General features: G+C 36.7%; 21 protein-coding genes. 9 read left to right on the forward strand and 12 right to left on the reverse strand.

The features are described from left to right. Positions 1–8 precede the first annotated feature (8 nt). The 4 genes from IW16_RS17955 to IW16_RS17970 form a co-directional block, all read right to left on the reverse strand. Positions 9–710: a DAPG hydrolase family protein gene (locus IW16_RS17955; protein WP_051890442.1), complete on the reverse strand. Its 702-nt coding sequence runs from the start codon at positions 708–710 to the stop codon at positions 9–11. A 77-nt stretch (positions 711–787) separates the two neighbouring features. After that, positions 788–1,384: a Crp/Fnr family transcriptional regulator gene (locus IW16_RS17960; protein ID WP_034747517.1), complete on the reverse strand. Its 597-nt coding sequence runs from the start codon at positions 1,382–1,384 to the stop codon at positions 788–790. A gap of 68 nt (positions 1,385–1,452) precedes the next feature. Further along, on the reverse strand, positions 1,453–1,794 hold the full coding sequence (locus IW16_RS17965) for a nuclear transport factor 2 family protein (protein ID WP_034747520.1): 342 nt from the start codon (positions 1,792–1,794) through the stop codon (positions 1,453–1,455). 223 nt (positions 1,795–2,017) lie between these two features. Beyond that, complete coding sequence (locus IW16_RS17970) at positions 2,018–2,374, reverse strand: hypothetical protein (protein WP_034747523.1); 357 nt, start codon at positions 2,372–2,374, stop codon at positions 2,018–2,020. A 344-nt stretch (positions 2,375–2,718) separates the two neighbouring features. On the opposite strand from IW16_RS17970, the gene gndA reads away from it, so the two are divergent. Genes gndA through pgl form a run of 3 tightly spaced genes read left to right on the forward strand, consistent with a single transcriptional unit; the run spans position 2,719 to position 6,366 of the window. After that, on the forward strand, positions 2,719–4,137 hold the full coding sequence (gndA, locus tag IW16_RS17975; RefSeq protein WP_034747526.1) for an NADP-dependent phosphogluconate dehydrogenase: 1,419 nt from the start codon (positions 2,719–2,721) through the stop codon (positions 4,135–4,137). Positions 4,138–4,148: 11 nt separating this feature from the next. After that, positions 4,149–5,630, forward strand: a complete 1,482-nt coding sequence (gene zwf, locus IW16_RS17980) for a glucose-6-phosphate dehydrogenase (protein WP_034747674.1) — start codon at positions 4,149–4,151, stop codon at positions 5,628–5,630. Positions 5,631–5,655: 25 nt separating this feature from the next. Continuing rightward, positions 5,656–6,366, forward strand: a complete 711-nt coding sequence (gene pgl, locus IW16_RS17985; RefSeq protein ID WP_034747529.1) for a 6-phosphogluconolactonase — start codon at positions 5,656–5,658, stop codon at positions 6,364–6,366. 208 nt (positions 6,367–6,574) lie between these two features. Here pgl and IW16_RS17990 read toward each other — a convergent pair whose 3' ends face one another. Then, positions 6,575–9,061 carry a DUF748 domain-containing protein gene (locus IW16_RS17990; protein ID WP_034747532.1) on the reverse strand — a complete coding sequence of 829 codons (2,487 nt, stop codon included), beginning with the start codon at positions 9,059–9,061 and terminating at the stop codon, positions 6,575–6,577. Between the two features lie 348 nt (positions 9,062–9,409). Continuing rightward, complete coding sequence (locus tag IW16_RS17995; protein WP_034747535.1) at positions 9,410–9,820, reverse strand: VOC family protein; 411 nt, start codon at positions 9,818–9,820, stop codon at positions 9,410–9,412. A 226-nt stretch (positions 9,821–10,046) separates the two neighbouring features. Here IW16_RS17995 and IW16_RS18000 point away from each other — a divergent pair, with 226 nt between their 5' ends. Then, positions 10,047–10,391, forward strand: coding sequence for a hypothetical protein (locus tag IW16_RS18000; protein WP_034747677.1), 345 nt, complete (start codon positions 10,047–10,049; stop codon positions 10,389–10,391). Between the two features lie 170 nt (positions 10,392–10,561). Here the strand turns inward: IW16_RS18000 and IW16_RS18005 are convergent, their stop codons facing one another. Further along, positions 10,562–12,085: a peroxidase, FMP-type gene (locus IW16_RS18005; RefSeq protein WP_034747537.1), complete on the reverse strand. Its 1,524-nt coding sequence runs from the start codon at positions 12,083–12,085 to the stop codon at positions 10,562–10,564. A 490-nt stretch (positions 12,086–12,575) separates the two neighbouring features. Here IW16_RS18005 and bla point away from each other — a divergent pair, with 490 nt between their 5' ends. From bla to IW16_RS18030, 5 genes are all read left to right on the forward strand, one after another. After that, complete coding sequence (gene bla / locus IW16_RS18010) at positions 12,576–13,481, forward strand: class A beta-lactamase, subclass A2 (protein ID WP_034747539.1); 906 nt, start codon at positions 12,576–12,578, stop codon at positions 13,479–13,481. Beyond that, the gene (locus IW16_RS18015) at positions 13,482–14,543 is read left to right on the forward strand and encodes a serine hydrolase domain-containing protein (RefSeq protein ID WP_034747541.1); all 1,062 of its coding nucleotides are present in this window, start codon (positions 13,482–13,484) and stop codon (positions 14,541–14,543) included. A 234-nt stretch (positions 14,544–14,777) separates the two neighbouring features. Beyond that, complete coding sequence (locus IW16_RS25800) at positions 14,778–15,329, forward strand: hypothetical protein (protein WP_051890448.1); 552 nt, start codon at positions 14,778–14,780, stop codon at positions 15,327–15,329. Positions 15,330–15,417: 88 nt separating this feature from the next. Beyond that, positions 15,418–16,140 carry a toxin-antitoxin system YwqK family antitoxin gene (locus IW16_RS25805; protein ID WP_051890451.1) on the forward strand — a complete coding sequence of 241 codons (723 nt, stop codon included), beginning with the start codon at positions 15,418–15,420 and terminating at the stop codon, positions 16,138–16,140. Positions 16,141–16,275: 135 nt separating this feature from the next. After that, on the forward strand, positions 16,276–16,785 hold the full coding sequence (locus IW16_RS18030) for a hypothetical protein (protein WP_034747543.1): 510 nt from the start codon (positions 16,276–16,278) through the stop codon (positions 16,783–16,785). Here the strand turns inward: IW16_RS18030 and IW16_RS18035 are convergent. The 5 genes from IW16_RS18035 to IW16_RS18055 form a co-directional block, all read right to left on the reverse strand. Continuing rightward, the gene (locus tag IW16_RS18035) at positions 16,782–17,201 is read right to left on the reverse strand and encodes a hypothetical protein (protein ID WP_034747545.1); all 420 of its coding nucleotides are present in this window, start codon (positions 17,199–17,201) and stop codon (positions 16,782–16,784) included. The genes IW16_RS18030 and IW16_RS18035 overlap by 4 nt on opposite strands. A 388-nt stretch (positions 17,202–17,589) precedes the next feature. After that, positions 17,590–17,988, reverse strand: coding sequence for a hypothetical protein (locus tag IW16_RS18040; RefSeq protein ID WP_034747548.1), 399 nt, complete (start codon positions 17,986–17,988; stop codon positions 17,590–17,592). Positions 17,989–18,045: 57 nt separating this feature from the next. Further along, complete coding sequence (locus IW16_RS18045) at positions 18,046–18,801, reverse strand: LytR/AlgR family response regulator transcription factor (RefSeq protein WP_051890453.1); 756 nt, start codon at positions 18,799–18,801, stop codon at positions 18,046–18,048. Positions 18,802–18,804: 3 nt separating this feature from the next. Beyond that, entirely contained in the window at positions 18,805–19,854 is a 1,050-nt protein-coding gene (locus IW16_RS18050) for a sensor histidine kinase (RefSeq protein WP_034747552.1), read from the reverse strand. Positions 19,855–20,154: 300 nt separating this feature from the next. Then, positions 20,155–21,360 carry a Bcr/CflA family efflux MFS transporter gene (locus tag IW16_RS18055; RefSeq protein WP_034747688.1) on the reverse strand — a complete coding sequence of 402 codons (1,206 nt, stop codon included), beginning with the start codon at positions 21,358–21,360 and terminating at the stop codon, positions 20,155–20,157. Positions 21,361–21,410 lie beyond the last annotated feature (50 nt).

Raw genomic sequence — 21,410 nt, forward strand, 5'->3', positions numbered from 1 at the left:
ATTTGATATTACCAGGGCAGGGGAGCTTTATCTCCATTTTGGTTCTCAGCATAATACAGCGAGGATAAGAAATGGGATAAGTAAGTAAATTCGGTATAGCAATGTTCCATTAATCCAAAACCAATATCTTCGTGCAGAGGTGTTTCTGTATCTGCCGTCAGTGCACCAAGGTAAAAATGGCTTCTCAGCGTACAGCCAAAAGGAGTGTCTCTGGCTACATGAAACATAAAGCCATCTTCAGGATCTCCGTTGCTGTCGAGTGAAGTGTCTTCTCCAAAACCTATCCTTGCATAAATAACAGCACCTACATCACCCTTATCAAAAGCTTTATGCAAAAGGGCGGGATCAAATACCTCATCCGGAGCGTGGAATTTGATGGTGGCGGGAACAGGTGGAATGTCACCTAATGCTTCAGTGGCATGTATGGTAGCTCCAATATAATTTTTGTTTTTCACCCACTTGCTGTCCCATCCGCTATGCAGGATATGGTCATGGGGATGCCACCATTTTAAATGGGCTGTGGTTTCGAAATAGGTAAACCACCAGTCCAGCATTCTGCTTTTACAGCCGTGCAGATCTGTTCTCATAGAAACCTGGAGCATACCGTTACCCAGTCTTTTAATCCCTGCCTCCAGTCGTAAGGGTTTGGGAGATAGAAGTGTATCAATATCCGAAAACAAGATACCCTGTTCTTCTTTAGTCAGTCTCATAGTAACTTTGATTTATTATTACATATCAAAGTTAGCTGGAGATGGCTACTGAAAAACTTAACTTTTGTTAAGCTTTTCTAAGAAGATTTGTGGTGGCTTTGTTTCAATATTCTACTATAGGCTTCAGGAGTAATTCCTAAAAACCGGGCAATATATTTATAGGGAACGTTTCGGGCAATATCGGGATAATGTGATCTTATGAATTCAATCATCTCATTTTTCCCATACAACAGCTTCACATCAGTAATCATGATATCTTCGGCAATGATCTCAAGAACTGTATTTCTTATGATTTTGCCCACGGAAATACCATTGTTGTAATACTCCATAAAGTCTGAGGATGCAATTGAAACGACAGTACATGGAGTAACGCTTACAATCTGATATCTGGATACAGTCTGGTGAAGTAAACTGTCAAAATTGGTGCATAAGTTTCCGGTACGGAAAAACCTGCCGATTACCGTTTTTTCATTGATGGTAAATTCTGAGGCTAATATACCTTCGGCAACAAACAGAACATCCGTGTAGCGGAAATTTTTCTTTAAAATGATCTCATTCTTTTTGAAAGACTTAACAGTGGAATTTCTCAACAGGTCATTCCACTCTTTATCCTCTGGAAACTCCCTGAGATTAAATATGGTCTTAAGATGATCTTCTGTACTTTTGTTTTCCACTGTACCGGATTATTAGGACTGTTATGATAGTAGGTTTCGTATCATTTAATAAAATACGCAGGCAGGAATCACTTCTCAATGACAAACCCCCGCAATTCTGCCATCAGACCATTTTCAAATCTCCATACATCACAGTAATCATATTCTACCCACTGATTGTCGTTGTTAAGGATACTTATTGTACCTACAGCCGTCACATAATCTCCTTCTCCAATCATGTGTTCAACATTAAACTTGGGAGGACTTTTGTAAGCTTCTGCCATATAACGGCGTACTTCTTCTTTTCCTGAAAGCGCTTGGTCACCTACAAAATTCCATAAGGTATCCTCAGTACAATAGCTAAGGAAGGTTTCGTGATCACCTTCCGATATGGCAGTATTTGCTTTTTCTAAGACTGTTTTATGGCTCATAGGGCAGGTTGTTTTGATTTGTAACAGAAGTTCCGGAGCATCATCTCCAGATACTCCGTATTCAATTATTCAAAGTTTATGCCGCCAATGATGGCTACGTCACAACGATGCAGACAGTTGCCTGTTGCATAGGATAGCTGTCAGATATTCAACACCAGTACATTATCAATTACCCATTATTAGAATGCGGTAGCTTAATGTCTAAGGAAAGTCAAAAAATGGATCAGTTAAGGTTATAATTAGAAATAACTAAGCTCAAAATGAAATGAACATAATCCTGCTCAACATCTTTTCTGTTGATGAGTTTGTTTTTATATTCGTAAGAATCCAGTTTTCTGGTCAGGGTCTGATAAATGTCAAAATCATTGTCTTTGATTTTTACCCTTACATTGTCATCTTTTCTCTTAACAATTTGATCATCTAAAGTTCTTACCTTAAATAAAGCTTCACATAATATTGGACGGGACCGCGATCCAGTATATCTTTCAACTATATTTACCTTGAACGCATCGAATATGATTGTGTGAAAAACGATTTTAGAGTCAGGCTCCTGCGTATTGAGCGCAAGTTTATAGTTCATGAATTTAAATTTTGGCAAATATATGCTTAATTGTGCCAAATAACCACCCCTTTTTGATAGATTATTTCCATAATGATGACTATTGTATTTCTTCCTCAAAAATGAGCTAAGGATGATTTTTAGTTTTTAATGATGAACCATTAAGATTTTGGAAGAAGCAAATGACTGAGTTTAAGTAAAATCCTGACAGATTTTTTATAAATATGATATTAACTATGAGCTTATAAATGAGGGATATGAAAAAAAACAGGAAATTTTTTATCTTCTTTTATTTTTTTCCTCCTCAGCATTTCCGTAATTTTATTCTCTGTATTACAGATTTTATAATAATATCAATAAAATAAATGGAAAAGTATAATTACGGAATGGTTGGTCTCGGAGTAATGGGACGCAATCTTCTTTATAATATTGCTGACAATGGTTTTTCGATCGCAGGTTTTGATCTTGACGGGCAAAAAATAAAAGACTTACAGGATGGTGCCACTTCAGAAATGAAAGTGAAAGGGACCGGTACTTTAGAAGATTTGGTATCAGCACTGGAAACTCCCAGAAAAATTATTCTTATGGTTCCGGCAGGAAAACCGGTAGATGCAGTTTTGGAAAGTATTACGCCGCTTCTAAGCAAAGGGGATATCGTTATTGATGCAGGTAATTCTTATTTTAAAGATACCAATAGACGTGTTGCTGATTTGGCTTCAAAAGATCTTCACTTCATGGGAATGGGAGTTTCCGGAGGTGAAAAAGGAGCAAGGACAGGACCCAGCATAATGCCTGGGGGAGATTTGGAAGCTTTCCATCTGCTTAAACCCATGCTCGAAGCTATTGCTGCAAAAGTAGATAATGAAGCCTGCACAGCGTATATGGGTAAAGATTCCGCCGGAAACTATGTGAAAATGGTACATAACGGAATTGAATATGCGATCATGCAGCTCATCAGTGAAGCTTACGATTTACTGAAAAGAGGAGCCAACCTGAACAACGACCAGTTGTACCATGTCTTTAAAGAATGGAACAATGGAGAAATGAACTCATTCCTGATTGAAATTACCAGAGATATTTTTCAGCAGAAAGATTCACTCACAGACGGTTATCTGGTAGATCAGATTTTGGATAAAGCAGGAGCAAAAGGAACCGGAAAATGGACCTCCGAGCAGGCAATGGAAATTGGGGTTTCTATCCCAACCATTGATATTGCGGTGACTTCAAGAATTTTATCAGCCTATAAAGAAGAGAGGATTCAGGCGTCGCAACTGTATTCAGGAAAAGAAACAGTGAGCCCGGAAGATACTGAGTTATTCATCAAAGAAGTGGGTGACGCTCTTTACCTGGCTACGTTGATAAGCTATGCGCAAGGTTTAGCGTTATTGGTTAAAGCTTCTGAAGAATATGATTTCCAGATTCCATTAAAAGATGTTGTTAAAATCTGGAGAGGAGGGTGTATCATCCGTTCGGTTTTACTGGAAAAATTCTATGCAGCATATACCAAAAATCCTAATCTGTCGAATATTTTGCTGGATCGGGATATTTCAGATATTGTTAAAGAAAAAATTGGTTCGTTAAGAAAAACCGCTGCTTTTGCAGTTTCAAACGGAATTTCAAGTTTAGGAATTCAAACTGCTTTAGGGTATTTCGATGCCTATACAACAGATTCACTGCCCGTCAATCTTATCCAGGCTCAACGTGATTATTTTGGAGCGCATACGTATCAGAGGATAGACAGGGAAGGTTTTTTCCATACTTCTTGGGAAACTTCAAAAAATTAAAATTCGGAAAAATGAATGAAAATAAAGTCTTGCAGCCAACGACAATAATTATTTTTGGTGCTACAGGAGATTTGGCAAAAAGAAAACTTTTTCCGGCGTTTTATAATTTATATATCGATGGGAGAATGCCCAAAGGTTTTAATATTGTAGCACTAGGCAGAGCAGACCATACCGATGAATATTTTAAAAATTACATCAAAGAAAATCTCGAACATTTCTCAAGAAAAAAGATAACTTCTGAAGATTGGGCGGGTTTTCAAGCCCATATTACCTATTTTCAGCATCAGCTGGATGAGGAAATTTCATATAAAGATCTGCAGCAAAAATTAGAAAAGCTCGACAGGGTTTACGGAAAAAGAGGAAACCGATTATTTTATCTGTCTATTGGACCTACTTTTGTTTCTACGATTTCCAATCATATCAAAAATGCTTCTTTAGCTTCTGATGCCGAAAGAGACCGTATCATTATTGAAAAACCATTTGGTCACAACAAACAATCGGCAATCGAACTGAACAGTTTGCTGGCTGAGACCTTTGAAGAAGAGCAGATATACCGTATTGATCATTATCTTGGAAAAGAGACCGTACAGAATATATTGGCCTTTAGATTTGGGAATTCTATTTTTGAACCTTTATGGGATCATCAGCATATAAAATCGGTACAAATTACAGTAGCTGAAGAAGTGGGCGTTGAATCGAGAGGAAGTTTTTATGAGCAGACCGGGGCATTGAGGGATATGATTCAGAATCATTTGTTGCAAATCCTGTGTATGATTGCAATGGAACCGCCTGCTTCACTGGAATCGGGTGAGATCAGAGACCGTAAAGTAGATGTTCTTAAATCTATCCGTAGGATTTCTGCCGATAAAGTTGATTATTATGCCGTAAGAGGACAGTACGGAAAAGGAACAATAAACGGGGTAAAAGTCAAAGGCTACCGTGAGGAAGATGGAGTTGCTGAAGATTCCAATACAGAAACTTTTGCAGCAGTAAAATTCTACCTGGATAATGAAAGATGGCAGGATGTTCCGTTCTACGTGCGTACAGGTAAAAAGATGAAAGAAAAGCATTCTTATATTACCATTCAGTTTAAACCGCTTCCACATTCCACATTTTCAGAAAGCTCACAGCTCTTATCGGCCAACAGGCTGATCATCAATATTCAGCCGCTGATGGATATCCGGCTGCAGTTTATGGCCAAAAAACCGGGTCTTTCTTTGGTGCTAAAACCTGTTGAGATGATCTTTGATAATTTTGCCTGTCAGGAAGATACTCCAGAGGCTTATGAAACTTTACTGCTGGATGCGCTGATGGGTGATCTTACCTTATTTATGCGTTCTGATCAGGTAGAAGAAGCCTGGGATGTTGTAAAAACAATACAGGAAACCTGGGAAAATAATAAAGATACCGCTTTTCCAAACTATGAGGCAGGAAGCTGGGGGCCGGAAGACAGTATTGCATTGGTTGAAAGACAAGGCAATCACTGGGTATAAATACTATCAATTTAAATAGAAGAAAATGAATATTACCGTATTTGATGATTTGGAGAAACTGTATAAAAAAGCTGCAGATACATTTGTAGATCTTTCCAAAAAATCTATTCAGAAAAATAACAGGTTTGCTGTTGCATTAAGTGGGGGCTCTTCTCCCAAAGCTATTTTTAATCTGCTGGCAACCGAAGAATATGCAGCAAAAATCGAGTGGAATAAAGTATACTTTTTTTGGGTTGATGAACGTTGGGTTCCGCTGGATGATGATAAAAGCAATGCCAAAATGACATTCGAAACACTTCTGGATAAAGTTCCGGTGAACAGAGATCAGATTTTTCCGATGTATAAAGATGGAGTATCTCCTGAAGCATATGCTGTAGAATATGAACAGCAGATCAGAAAAATTCTGGGAGATGAAGGTATTTTTGATTTTATCCTTTTGGGAATGGGGGACGACGGGCATACCGCTTCTCTGTTTCCTGGTGAAAAGGTTCTTGATGAGAAAGAAAAGTGGGTTTCCGCCTATTACCTTACACCTCAGGAAATGTTCAGAATTACTTTGACTGCACCATTGATTAATAAAGCTGAGAATATACTGGCTGTAGCATTCGGTGAATCCAAAAAGCATGCACTGAACGAAGTATTAAACGGTGCATACAATCCTGCATTATATCCCATGCAGCTCATTGATAAAAAAGATGGTTTTCAGTTTTTTACAGATGAGAAAGCTAAAGGCTAGAAATTATTTTAAAAAAATTGCTTAGCAATTGTATTTTATAAATTTAATTAAAAGAGGAAATGTGATTTATATTTCCTCTTTTTTATTGTAATGCATTTAATGATGTGCTATGTTTTGTTTGTTTTGTCTTTTATTATTCTTTTTTTTAATAAGTTATTGACTGTGAAAGTAAATCAGCGTCGGCTGAAAACGGGATTAGATAAAAGGTTTAAATCAAATACTTTTTCAGACCCTCCATAATTCCCTGCCATAGAGTATTAAAGAAACTTTTATTGGGATCACGTTTCACATCAACCTCTACGTGATTAGGCTCACCTTTGGAATCATTCTTCACAAAAATATTAGCAATAGCACTAAGAACCTTCCTCTCTTTCCCGGTATTCTTATTTAAAAAGTTGACATGCATGTCGGTGTATTTAAAATAAAAATTCCCGCCAATCTGATTGCTGTTGCCCTTGTAATCAAATTTCAGATATTGAATTTGTCCATCGAGACTGACATTCAGATAAGGTCTTACGAAAAGATTGGCATTGTCTACAGACAGGTTTTTGATGGTTCCATTGATCGCATAGTCATCATTTTTATTGGCGACATCAAACTGCCAGCGGACATCGGTTGGAGCATCTCCAAAAAAATTAAAGTTGGAATCTACTTTTACCAAGGTCGGTTTCCCCTTCATCTTAGCACTGTTGACGTTCTTTATTGTTGCATTAAAATCTCCAAAAGTAAGCTTACCCGGAATTTTTGCTTTTTCAGCAACCTCTTCATAGGCTAATTTTGAATTTTTAATATCGATCTGTTTGATGTAGAGTGGAAATTTCACATCACGAAGTTTTTTACTGAACATATACCGTACACCGATGTCATCAGGTGGTGCAAGATCATGATAAATATTACAGTCGATTCCGTCAAAAATAATATGATCCAGATCGATACTGGTTTTGGAACCTAATGTTGAGTTCTTATCCGTAATCACAATTGATTTAGCCTTTATCGTATAAAGATCTTCTTCAACTGCAATTAAACGATTAAACTCTGCTCTGGAATATTTTGGAAGGAAGGCAAAATTGGCAGCAACAGTCTGCTTTCCTGTATTTTTTATATGATCAACTTTCAGTCGGTAATATTTACCGGCATCTACATCAATTTTATTAGCGGTAATCAGCTGGCTTTTAATGTGAAATGGAATAGATTCTCTAAGAATGTCTTTATTGGTCGTAACCGAATTAAGGGTCACATTAAAATTGTCCACCTTTAGTTTTTGTTTGCCATCCTTTCTTTGGATAAAAGTTCCGTCGATGATATGGAGTGCTCCCAGATGTGCCAGCAAATCGGGTGTTGCATTATGCTTTTTCTCAGGAGCTTTCTTCTTATGTGATGCAGAAATAATTTCTATTTCAGGGTGGTGTACATTGATTTTTTCGAGTTGAAGCTGAAGTTGTTGTCCTGCAAATTTTGAAGTATTGTTGAGGATTTCTACTTTCCTGGATCTGATGTTGAAAAGATCTTTTGCAGAGCTCTTTCCAAGGGCTTTAAACTCTATGTCATCAATGAGAATATCCGCATTGTCAGAAGTAATTTTCCTGATGTTCACAGCCTGTAATGGATCCGATTTGAAATAAATATTTTCAAATTCAATATTGTGGGTGGAAAATGCAAAAGGGATTTTTTCTTTCACTGTTTTTTTATCGAAAACAATATCTTTTAAATTTAAATGGAAATTGTCTACAGAAGCGATCTTTGTTTTGTCTCTCTGCTGAATAAGCACAGAACCCTGTCCAAAATCAAGATTTCTGATCCCAATTTTCAGGTTAACTTCTTTCGGATTTTCTTTGACCTCCTTTTTATGGGTTGAAGTAACAATCAGTTGAGGTTTAACGAATTTTGCATTCTCAATGATAAGAGAATCCTGATTGATGCTGAAGTCTTCTGCAGAAAGCTGATTGATCTTCAGATCAAAAACATTCTTGGCATTGTAGAGGGCAGGACTTTCAATAGGTTTCAGGTGAAATTCAGAAATATGAAGCTGCTTATTTTTAGCGTCAATTTTAGTGGCATAAATCTGATAAAAATCGTTGACCGTGATCAGCAGATCGTGAGCATCAATTTTAAAATTTTTAAAAGCAATAGGCAGTTTTGAGGCATTTTCACTCAGTTTAATTTCTGTAAGGTTAATGTTGACATTTTTTCCGTTAACAAGATCTTTCCTGTTTTTGTCTTTTACCGAAATATTTCCGTTGGTGACCAAAATATTCTCAACACCGAAGTTGATTTTCTTCTGTACTGAGTCTTTTTTTTCTTTTGGCTTGCCTAGAGCTATTTTAACGTTAGGGTCAATCAGCTGTACATTTTTAATATGATAAGACTTATTGAAAATTGCATTCCAAATTCCGAAATTCTGAATGCGGAGACTTTTAATGTCCCCGTTAATTTGGGTAACTGCAGGATCTGTAGTCTGTTTGGTTTTGATATGAATAGCGTTTGCCGAAATATCACCTTTAAAGAGGTTAAGATCGAAATCTTTAAGACTGATTTGATAAGGCGTCTTTTCATTGACGAGCTGTGGCAGTTTATTTTTGAGATAAATATTAAGAAGAAAAGGAAAAATAAGTACTAAAATAACGAGTATTCCTGCGACAATCAGGATGATTCTCTTTTTTTTTCCGGGCTTTTTATTAATTATTTTTTTTTCCATATTGCATTTGTGTTAGTGTTAACGGCCAGAGTAAATCAGTGAATTTAAAATACGAATATTTCAAATACTTTCCAATCCCGTTCCAATTTACAAGATAATTAAAATTATTTCACAATTTATCACTGTTAAATTTTAGATCAAAGAAAGAACAAGGTTCCTTACGACATTGAATGGGGAAGCACAAAATGCTGGTGAAAAATAGAAAATTCCCTTTTAATAGGGAGTATTGTTCTTACTGTTTTATGAAATCAGGCTTGGATTTTATAATCCAAGCCTGACTTTTTATCTAACATAATTAACGAATAATATCTTAAAATATTTTTCTGTTGTTTGTATGGCGCAGCTATTTTACTGCTTACCTGTAAACTTTTCTACTGATTCCTTTGTGACCGGGGTAAAGTAGTTCACCAGGTTGCCATCCGGATCCCTGAATAAGAGAGATTTATTTCCCCACGGCATCGTGGTTGGTTCCTGTACAATATGAGAAGAAAGAACAGTTCTTAAGCGATCAAATTCCTTATCTACATCATCCACTAAAAATTCGATAATAGCAGAACGGTTTTCAGCAGGCTGTGCCACACTTTCCCCACCAAAAAACTGCAGCGTTCTGGTACTTCCTATTGCAAGCGTTGTTGTAGCCGTTTTAAGCTCAGCAAAATCAGGCGTATAATGTAGGGCTGCAATTCCTGTGATCTGTTCATAAAATGATATCATGCTTTCGATATGGGCGGTTATGATACGGATGGATACTAAATTCATTATTGAATATTTTTAAATTAGGCTGTAAAGATAGAGTGAGGTTGTGACAAGAGTGTGTCAGGAGAACGTATCTGAGGATCTAAGTTTTTTTATTTTTGTAACTGGCTGTAAACTATATTTGTTTACATGATGATTGATGAAAAAGTTTTTTTACTTTAACAGTGAAACTAAATTAGCACTTCATTATCAATTCCTTTTATTAGTGACAACCATAAAAACATTTAGAATGGACAAAGAGACTGTAAACTATATCATCAACTATTTTAGTAAGCTGATGACTGACGATGAAAAAGCAGCATTGAAATACCATATATTCATGTACAAAAGTTCTGATAATCCCAAAATGAGAGATGTGATGACAAAAAAAGGCTGGATTGATTCTAGTCCTGAGATAATTAATTTCCTCAAGGATGGTTATGAAGAATTTGAATTAAATGTAGTCAAAAGAATAATGTCTGAGACACCGGAAAAAGTATTCTTTAATAACTGTCCAAAATGTAATAAGCTTGCCCGTACGCCCAATGCAAAGCAATGTAGGTATTGTACATATAGCTGGCACGACTTGGTTTGAAATTAAAAAACGAAGGTCTGCACTAATCAAAAGTATCTTATAGTCAGTGATAAAACTCTTTCTCCTATCTGAAAATAAAACTCCATCACAAAAATTTTTGTAAGGGGTTTATTTAAAAGATTCCGCGGCATTTCTATAAAAACACCGCGGAAATACTTGAAATTATCTTATTATTCCTTATGGTAAGGACATCCGGCAGGAGGATTCGTCGCCTCACCGGTAACGGTCATATTCGGTTTCTGATCAAAGAACTGTTCTTCGATAACGCGTCTCTGGTCTTCCGGAATATCCTGAAGTTTACGAAGGGTATTTACCTGGATGTGAGGCCAGCTTGTCGTTCCCCCATCATTTCCGAAATCAAATTCAAAAAATACAATCTGTTCGTACTGCAGCTGAATAATTTCTTTTCCATCTTCAATCACGGTTTGGATCCACAGACTAAAGTCTACTTCAACGGTAGGAACGAAGCGGTTCACAAAAGGAACATTTAAAATTCCTCCCTGAGCACCGGTCTTCATTTTTGATGACATCTGAACCTTTACGTAATTGGAAACATGCTGACCGCTTAACGTATCTCGCAGTCGTAAATCCGGTCGTACAGAATAAGGATATAAATGATCAGCAAGGATTCGCTGTGTATAAATTTTGTTGGAACCCTCATCATTTTTATCCGTTAGTGTTTCATGAACCCAGGCTGGTGCCGGTTCATCAAGATTGATTGGTTCATGACCGGCTCCACCCATGGTTTTAGAAATAGCAAGATGATCAGTCTGCCACGCAGCAGTACCATATGGGAATTTTGGTGAACCTTCAATTAAGTAGTTATTACCACTGGGTGTAATATCTCCCAGCAACGTAATCGTGCTGCCATGAGGAATAACACCACTTCTTGAAATAGAATAGTCGGGAATAAAGTAAGGACCTTTTATACCATCTCCCGGTTTTAATTCCTGAGCAGGAATGATCTCATAATATTCCTGTCCTTCCTGTAATTCACTTAAAAGAATATACTTTTTTTTATTCTTATCAGCAGATATCTGAACCAATGGCTCATCTCTGTATGTACCGGCGTATCCATATTTTTTAAAATCATCGTCAGAAAAAGCGTGAATACCGCGGTCTTTTTCAATCGATTCTTTAGTGGCGGCATGATTGTAAACATCACTCAGCCATAAATACATTCCGTTTTCCTCATGAATGGATGCATATTGCAGATCTGGCTTTCCTGCTTCTTTATTAACGCTTTTAATAGTCTGCTCATATTTTACAGCTCCACAGAATAACTCACTGGCACCGCCACGGTTGCGGACTCCGCCGGGAACAAGAGAAAAGGTCAGTTTTTCAATATACTCTTCACAATCAAAGCTGAATTTGCCCGGAATCGTTCCTGAATTTGTACCTGGTGAAGGCATGATCGTTGTATGTATTCCACCTGAGAGTGAGGGCTCACCGATGTTTTTATTGTAATTGGCATTGTAGCTTACCCATGTGCCATCCAGCGCAGCCAGTACACCGTAATCCACATCATTCGCTATTTCCTGCAGGTTTTCTTCCTTAAAAGGCATTACAGGATCATCAATGAGAAGTTTTGAGTATCCGTGCATTATTTCTGCCAGGGTACTCTGATTTCCGCCTGAACTCTTACGGAACATTTGTCCGCCTGTTTCAAGACCTTCTTTTTTACGTTTAAGCATGGTATTTAGTTTTTATGGTTATCAATTAATAATTATTTCGTTAAGATTTGATGGTTAGAGTATCTTTAGGCCCCATCATAGGAGAGTAATTAGTGTAGTCAATCTATATACCTGTCAGAGTCTTTGGAATACGCTTAGAGAATCCATCTTCTTTTTCAGAAATGGCGGATTGTTTTTTGAGCGGTCCATAGTGATCAGTTTTTGTTTACTCAAAATTAATCACAATGTGGTACCTGTCATTCAGTATTTTTACTTAATTTTTATTGCTTTAATTTGAGATATTTTAAGAAAATCCTTTATTAAATAGAATTGTGGAATGTTTTGTTTTCACCTAATTTAGAATTATTTTAAATAAAAGGAAACGGTTTTGAAGGTATTCTGTTTAATGTTTTATTCATTAAATAAAAATACTGATATGGGATCATAGAATATTTCCTACTTTTATGACATTTCAAAAAATGATTTTCTCCCTGCTCATAAAAACGAAACTATGTACTCAATAAAGAAGCTGATCCCTCTGATCCTTTTATTACCTTTAAGTCTGAACATAAAGGCACAATCCATCGAAAACCTGAGAAAGGAAATCAAACAGATTATTTCAACAAAAAATGCAACCGTTGGGATATCAGTAAAAGGTATTGAGGATAAAGACACTCTGAGTATCAATGGCAATTTACAGATGCCTATGATGAGTGTTTTTAAGTTCCACATTGCTCTCACAGTTCTGAATCAGGTGGATAAAGGGAAGCTGAAATTGAATCAGAAGATTTTTGTGAAAAAAGAAGATCTCCATGCAGATACCTGGAGCCCGATGCGCGATGAGTTTCCTGATGGAAATCTCTATTTAACATTAGATGAGATATTGAGATATACCGTTTCACACAGTGATAATAATGGATGCGACCTGCTTTTGAGGATGTTGGGAGGAACTGAAACAGTGCAGCAATTCATAAACAAACAGGGAATTAAAGATTTTACCATCAAAGTAAATGAACAGGAAATGGCATCCTGGGACAATCTGTACCTGAATACCACTACACCTTTAGCCACAACAGAACTTTTGGAGAAATTTTATAAAGGAAAAGTCCTTAAAAAAGAAACAACAAAATATTTGTATCAGATCATGGCACAAACCTCACGTGGGATCACATGGCTGAAAGCAGGATTGCCTGAAGGTACAGAGATAGCCCACAGAACAGGAATTTCCGGAACCAATAAAAATAACCTTCGGGCAGCAATGAATGATGTAGGAATCATTAAACTTCCGAACGGAAAGCATTGTATTCTGTCTCTATATCTGAAAAATATTACCGAAGAAAGAACGGAAACAGAAAAGACAATGGCAGATATTGCCAAAGCAGTGTGGAACTATTATACAAAGGAAAAACGAAACTAAATGCAAACCAAACTTACTTTATTATTTCTTATCCTCATTTTTTCGGAAACCAAAGCGCAGAAGGCAGATGATTTTTCGAAAAAAATTGACAGTGTTATTACATCCTCTGATCCTGTAAAATTTAATGGAACTGTTCTGATAACAAAGGCCGGTAAGGTTAAATATGCTAAAACGTTTGGCTACAAAGACATTGATGCAGGAATTGAACTGAAACCTGATGATCAGTTTGAGATTATGTCCAATTCAAAGCAAATTACAGCAGTATTGATTTTAAAACAAGTAGAAAAAGGAAATATAAACCTTCAGTCTCCAATTAAAAAATATCTCCCTTATCTGAAGCAGTCCTGGGCGGATTCTGTTACTGTGCATCAGATTTTGAATCATACCCATGGAATCGCTGATACAGAAAAACCTCTTCTTTTTAAACCGGGTTCACAATTCAAATACGGGAATCTGTCATATATGCTTTTGGGAGAAATGCTGGAAAAAATATCGGGTAAAACATATGTTGAACTGGCCAATGAATTATTCAGACAAGTGAAAATGAAAAATACGTTCTGCTACACTGAAGATCACAAAAGAAATCTTGTCCCCGGTTATATGAATAAGGAAAATAATTTTGCAAGAGTACAGCAATCATTTCTGAATAAAGACAACATACCCGCAGCCGGAATTGTGTCGACAGCTTACGATCTGTCCCTATGGGATGATGCTTTATTCAACGGGAAGCTGTTAAAATCCGGAACATTTAAGATGATGACCTCAGCGACAACCATGTCACAGCATCAGGTTTTTGGAAAAGAAAATATGGGATTCGGTTATAACGTCCGTGTGATCAAAGAATCCGGCATGAATTATTTTGCGGTAACCGGACTTGGCGATGGGTTTACGTGTTTAAATGCCCATTTTCCGGACAACGATGTGAGTCTGATCATTCTGGAAAACCAAATGCCTGAAAGCCGTGAGTATTGGAGTTATAAAGAAGCGGTAATTAAAAACATCGTATTAAAAAGCAGTTTACTTGGCGGGCAAAAGGATTTGACAGACCCAATCCTGAAATAAAAATTTTTAAGCTCTATAGTGTGTTATAAAAACTATAAATGGAAATGTATTCCAGATTATTGGTGAAGTAGTAAGTCTTTGTTAAAGTTATGTAAGAGAAATAAGAGAGCTTTGATGAGGATTTAAGCAGTTGCAGATTTAAAGGTTCTGATATAACTTTACAAGCGACCTGGGTGAGAAGTGATAAAAGAATTATTAGTTCAACAAGAATAGAAAAAAGACTAAATTTAAAAGATGAATAAATTTTTAATAACAGCAATGCTTCTGTCACTGGGTTTGGCTAATCAGGCTCATGCACAGAAAAAGAATACTGGTAATAAGGCGGTAGTTGAGCAAAATCCAGCCAAAGAAATTGAAAAAGCAAAAAGCTGGATTACTCATATAGTTGCCAGTACACTAAATAAGGCCAATGGGATGGAGGAAAATACAAATGAAGAAGCAGAAGGCAAGCATAAAGAAATCTATACCAAAAAATACATAGCCTACAAAAATGATGCAGCAGAAGTTGATTTGGATGGAGGAATGACTTTGAAAGCTTTTAAAAATAAATGGGCTAAAGATTTTAACTGTCAATACGCAGGTGTGGGTACTGGTTATCTCATATCTGGGACAGATTATGGATTCATAAAAGTGACGCACTGTGATTTCAAGAAAAAAATGGGTTCTTCTTATATGTTTGAAACGGTAATTACCGATACAGAGTCTAATGTAAGTTATAAAAGAGATATCAGGGTAATTCCTTCCGGGACTTCCTTTTTAATTGAAGATGTACTCGAATATAACTAAAAGTATGAATCTTAATGTTTAATAGTTTGATGGTCAGTTAGTTTTCTGAATGTATGCTGGCCCTATTTTTAATTAATCTCACAATACGATGCCTGTAATTCCTTTTTTAATCATTTTTAAGCTGTTCTATTTGGGGAATTATCCGGAACATCAGACAGATATTATTTACTTTGATGAAAACTGGGAGCCTGTTTCAAAAAAAGAAATGGTGTATTATACACCGCCGCCGGAGCCTGCTGGAGATAAGTTTGTATGTAAAGATTATTACAAATCCGGAAAACTTTATTTTGAAGCATTATCTACTTCTAAAACGGAAAAGAAATTTGACGGTGTGGCCAAGTTCTATGCTGAAAATGGACAGCTGATAGAATCGGCAGTACTCAACAACGGGATCATAAATGGAGAGGTTAATTCCTTTGACGAAAATGGAAAAATAAAAGGTAAGGCTGTTTACCTTAATAATAAACAGCTTAACGCGCTTATGTTTCACTATAAAGGCGATCCTGAAGGATCACCGGACTATGATACCGCTTTGAAGACTGTAAAAGAAGAGCTGACGGTTGAAATTATTTTTGACGGAAACATCAAAGGGATCAGGCAGGAAACTTATTTTAAGGATAAAATGGTGAAAAGCTATGATATTAACGGCAATCTGATAGGGACAGCCCGGTTGAATGAAGCAGATCCTAACGGAAATGTGCTGGATTATTTAGAACAGGCCAATAAACCCGTCGAAGGAACTGTTGTAGAATATCCTTATAATCCGATGAGGGTAAAAGGAATAACTCATTTGAAAAAGAAGAAGTTCTAAAGATCAACGTCAAAGTGAATTTCATTTTAAATTTTTCAGATAACTGAAATATCCGTTTCGGGAATTGTTATTAAAATCTATCAGTAATATCAGATATAAGAAGTGATGAAGGTCCGGCATCAAAAACGATGAATAATGTTTACAAAAATTAGAAAGGAACCTCTTACTGCTGAGGAAAAGAAAAAACTAAAATTTATTCTTAAAGTAAGGCTCATCATAGGGTCGTTTTTTATAGCGCCATTGACTGTTTTGATGTTCATATCTATGGGTGCTGTAATCGTTCAGGATATAACAAATAGGACTGCAGATGGATGGACGTATTTTTGTCTTGCATTTCTCTTGATTATTGTATTACTGATCATCCGGTTTGTGATTCCTTTTTATAGAAAATCACTTAAAAATCTTAAATGGAAGGATAAATTAGTGGTTGATACTATTGTTTTATCGGTTAAGCAGAAATTGACTGGCAAAGGATATAAATACGTTATCGAAACAGAATATAGATATCTGGATTCCTGGTCAATAACGACTGTGATGCAGCCCAGTCTTCCTTTTCATGAAATGCATGCGAATATGTCCATAACGATTCATTGCTTTGAAGATAATAAGACAGACATACTCTATATCGAAAAGACCCATCGTTAGCGGGTAAAGTTTTCCCTATTCAATGGGTTGGATGTTTTAGTTTTCAGTCTGAATATAATACCACCGGCTGTTTTAAGTGTTGCTTTATTAACCGTTAAAGGAGAATATTCGTAACCGTCTATCAGTATTTTTTTTCCAACCACTTTATAAAGATGTTTTTCAGGTTGGTCTTCTTTCCTTTTTGCCTTTCCTTCACCTTGTTTTTTTGTTGCATAACTGTTAATACGGATCACCTTTACATAGGCAAAATTGCCATTAAATAAGATTTCATGTATTGTATAGTTCGTGATAGGTCCTGTGGTCATTGCGGTACAACCCGTTGACATTAATGCTTCATAAGTTTTATTGTTTTGAATCTGCCCAAATAAAATTGGATTGATCAATAAAACGATTAATAAAGAGATGTATAATTTCATGAGCTTAAGATTTTTACGGGTTTGCCTTTTAAGATATCTCTTTAAAGTTAAATAAAAATGTAACGCTTGTATGAAAATTCTGATAAATAGTTAAAGATGAATAGCTTCCGCAGTATGTTGAAAATCTGAAACCTGCCACTGCAAAATCCGGAGCCAAAACTCCGGATTAAAAAACAATTGGATAAAAGGATAAAACGACTATTTAAAAATTGATATCAATCTTTCCTTACTTTTCTCCTCTGAAATCTTAGGCAGTTTTTTTCCTCTCCGCATGCATGACGCAGCAGTGATGTTGTTGAATAAGATAAAAATAGTATGAAATATAGATCAGATTCTGCATATTGCAGAGGAGTCATCAGAACAGAGGTCTGATGAATAGAGTAGTGGCTTACTTATATTTGATAAAAGTTGCCAGTACCTTTTTGGTTTTGATGTTGTTCGTTACCGATCCTCCGGTATACGTACTGTTTTTGCTGCCATTCTTCATGTTACCGAAATCACTTTTTGAGCTTCCTGTAACCTCTTCTGTGAGTTTCATGACCACACCATCTGCGCCCTGTGCTTTGCCCAGTTCAATTACTTTCTGCTGTACCGCATTCAAAGAATTGAATCCCTGACCGATATCTGTTGTGCCCATTACTTCATGCTCTCTTTTTACATCGGCAGCATCAAAATATACATCTACGTTCTGTGTGGGTGAATAAGTTTTACCAAAATAAGAAGGCGTACATGATGCAGTGGCAGCCAGTGCAAAGATTCCAATCGATTGGATGAATAATTTTTTCATTGTTTCTGATTTGTAAATTAAATTGTTAGATTTTTATGTTGTTGGTTATTAGTTGATTTATCGTAGGGGGTCAATGGGGCCGGGTTCATCCTTTCCTTTATTGGTCAGTACTTTATCCATCATTTGTGTCATAAACGTATCGCGGTAGGTTTGTCCGATAGGGATTTGATTCTTCGTAAATTCCAGTTGTACTGTATTTCCCTGGATCATCGTGATAAAGGGAACCGCTATGATAAATGATTTATGAATACGTCTGAAGCGGTCGGTCGGCAGTTTATCTTCCAGGCCACCGATATTTAAAAGAGCCATGATCTGCTCGCCGTCTTTGGTATGAAAACATACATATTTTCCTTTTCCTTCAATATAGACCATATCATTGATCTTGATTTTCAAGAGTTTTCCTTTGTACTCTGTTTTAACCAGAATAAAATCTTCAGTTTCTTTTTTAGAAATAGGCGTTGAAACAGTTTCCTGTGCCCTCTGTGCCGCCATAAGAAATCTTGGAAAGAAAATTGGTTTTAAGAGGTAATCCACTACATGATGGTCAAATCCTTCAAGGGCATATTCTCTGAAAGCGGTCGTGAGAATCACTTTATAACGGTCTTTCAGCATCTGCAGTAATTCGATCCCCGACATTCCCGGCATCTGGATATCCAGAAATATGAGGTCAACTTCTGTACTGTTCAGCAGTTGTAATGCTTCAGCGGGATTCGTTGCAGAGCCTACCAGTTTCAGAAACGGAGTCTGTTCAATATGCAAAGTCAGCAGTTCTATGGCGTGAGCCTCATCGTCTACTACAATACAGTTCATCATGATTTATAGATTAATGATAATTTCGTTTAAATAATAATTCTCATCTTCCTTGATCTTAAAAGTATGTTTGATCCCATACATAAGCTCCAGCCGCTGCTGGACATTGTTCAGACCAATTCCTTTGGAGGGTTCTTTCGGACCCGTTTTCTTTTTATTGCACACCAGAAAGCATATTTTACTTTTCGTAGCAATCAGTTCAATAGATACCTGGTTTTTCTCATCATTGAGATCGCCGTGTTTAAAAGCATTTTCTACGAGGGTAACGAATGCCAGAACAGGTATAACGGCATCATTTGCCTGGACATCTTCATAATATTTAATTTTTAAGGTGTTACTGAAACGGATCTGGTTCATCTCAATCACTTTTTTCATATGCTCAACCTCCAGTGCCAGAGGAACTGTTCCCATTTCTCCCCAGTCATCAAGCGCGTAACTCATAATTTCGGAAAGAAGATGTACGGCATGCGCGGCCTCAGGACTGCTTTTAAGGGTTTTTGTGTAAATAAGGCTCAGCGAATTAAAAAGAAAATGAGGATTGATCTGATATTTGATCGCTGCAAGTTCTGCCCGGAGTTTTTCCTTTTCCAGTTCTTCTTTATGCTTTCGCATTTCATTGGAGGTGATTAAAGTTGCCACAAAATAAGAGATTAATATAATAATGCTGTCAAGAACTGCAGCGGTGATAAAAAATGTCTTGGGGGAAACATAGTTAACGCTTTTAGGATCAGGTTTTATGATGGCGAAATTCCATAGGAATTCATAAGCAGTCAGTATTACAAAAAGAAAAAGACACTGCGGAATAATGGTTTTCCAGTTTCTGCTTCTGATCAGCGGAATAACCAAATGATAAATCAGGATATAATAGACTAGGGTTCCCTTAATGATAGTATGAACAAAATTGAGATAGAACTCAGCACCTGTTCCAAACTGTTTCATTGTTATTTCGAGCCCCTGAAGCCTGATGAGAAATAGAAATACAGTAATGTTCCATACTGTATATAATGTGAGTATGATCAGTATCTGTTTCCATTGCTTTTTAATCGTTTGTAACATTTTAATTCTCTTCTTTTTATAAAGTATGGATGCCTTTTGCTGGAAATGTTTTTTCTTTAAATAATAATTTTTCCTTATTAAAATTACGACAATTCTCTTTTTGACAGTGCAATATTAATTCATATCATAATGAGACAAAAATATAATCCACCAATACCTGTATTAGCGGCATCAATCATAGGATTGTGGCAACTTTATAGATTTAAACAGAAAAATGAAGGACTGACTATTATTTAAATGCATAAACAAGATAACAACGGAGGGGTGTTGTAAGAGAGTGGGGCATAAAAAAAGCAGAGATTAATTCTCTGCCTGTTCTTTTTTAACCGCCTGATGCATGACGAGGATAATTCCTAACAGTACAATGGCAATAGCCAGATAGCGCCAGGAAAGTCCGCTCTGTTCTGTGACGGTTCCACTGACGGATATGATGAAACTTGTAATGGAAGTGATCACATAAACCAATCCACCCATCAGCCCACCTGCTGTTCCTGCATTTTTCGGAAAATACAGCATACTTGTTGTAAAGAATGAAGTAAACAGAATTCCTGAACAGATGTGAATAAAGAATGCAAAAGGAACCATAATAAACAGGCTTTCTGCATAAAAGCTGGTGGCAATAAGTCCTGCAATCAGGATCAGCTGTAAAATTATTGGCTGAAGAATTCGTGGCTTAAAGTCTAATTTAAGTCTGCGTTTTCCAATAAAACCGCCGATCATCCACGAGAATCCCAATATCAGGGTACAGTATCCGATAACGACAGGCGTAAAGTGAAATGTATTCTCAATAATAAAAGGACCTGTCAGATTGAAGAGCATAACGATAGAGTAGCTCAGTCCTAATATAAAGATACCCAGCATGAAAATTCTGTTTTTAAGCATCATCTTATACAGGCTGATGTTCTCAGAAAGATTAAGTTTCTTTTTCTCCGGTAAACTTTCACCGCTAAAAAACCACTCAAAAAGAAATAAAGCCCCGGCATACAAAGCCAGAAAATGAAAATTAGCATGCCAGTTAAAAAGCTTTTCAAGATATCCTCCCAGAAAAGGTGCTAAAATAGGTCCGCAAGACCAGACAATCGTGAAATAGCTCAGATAATGCTTTACCTTTTCAGAATCATAAAGATCCACAAAGATAGCACGGGTAGCCACAACCAGAACAGAAACAGCGGCACCCTGAAGAATGCGGAGCAGACAGATCAAGAGAATACTGTCCGTCATCGTAATCAAAATACTGCTGACGATCAGTAGAAACAAGGCGATAAGCTTCGGTCTGTAACGTCCGATACTGTCCAGAATTCCACCCACAAAGAGCTGTGAAATTCCGTAACTCAAAAGATAAGACGTTAAAGTGATCTGGATATCCTTTTCAGAGACCTGCATTTCCTTGGCCATCGAAGGAAATGAGGGTAGGTAAATATCTGTAACAAACCCGGAAAGCGGGATCGATACAAAGGCCATAATGGTTATTAATCTGATTCTTTTTTCAGATGCTTCTTTCAACAACATATTCGTTCGTTATTTTACTATGCAAAAGTAGGCTAAGAAATATCAAA

Source organism: Chryseobacterium vrystaatense (assembly GCF_000737765.1).
GTDB lineage: Bacteria > Bacteroidota > Bacteroidia > Flavobacteriales > Weeksellaceae > Chryseobacterium > Chryseobacterium vrystaatense.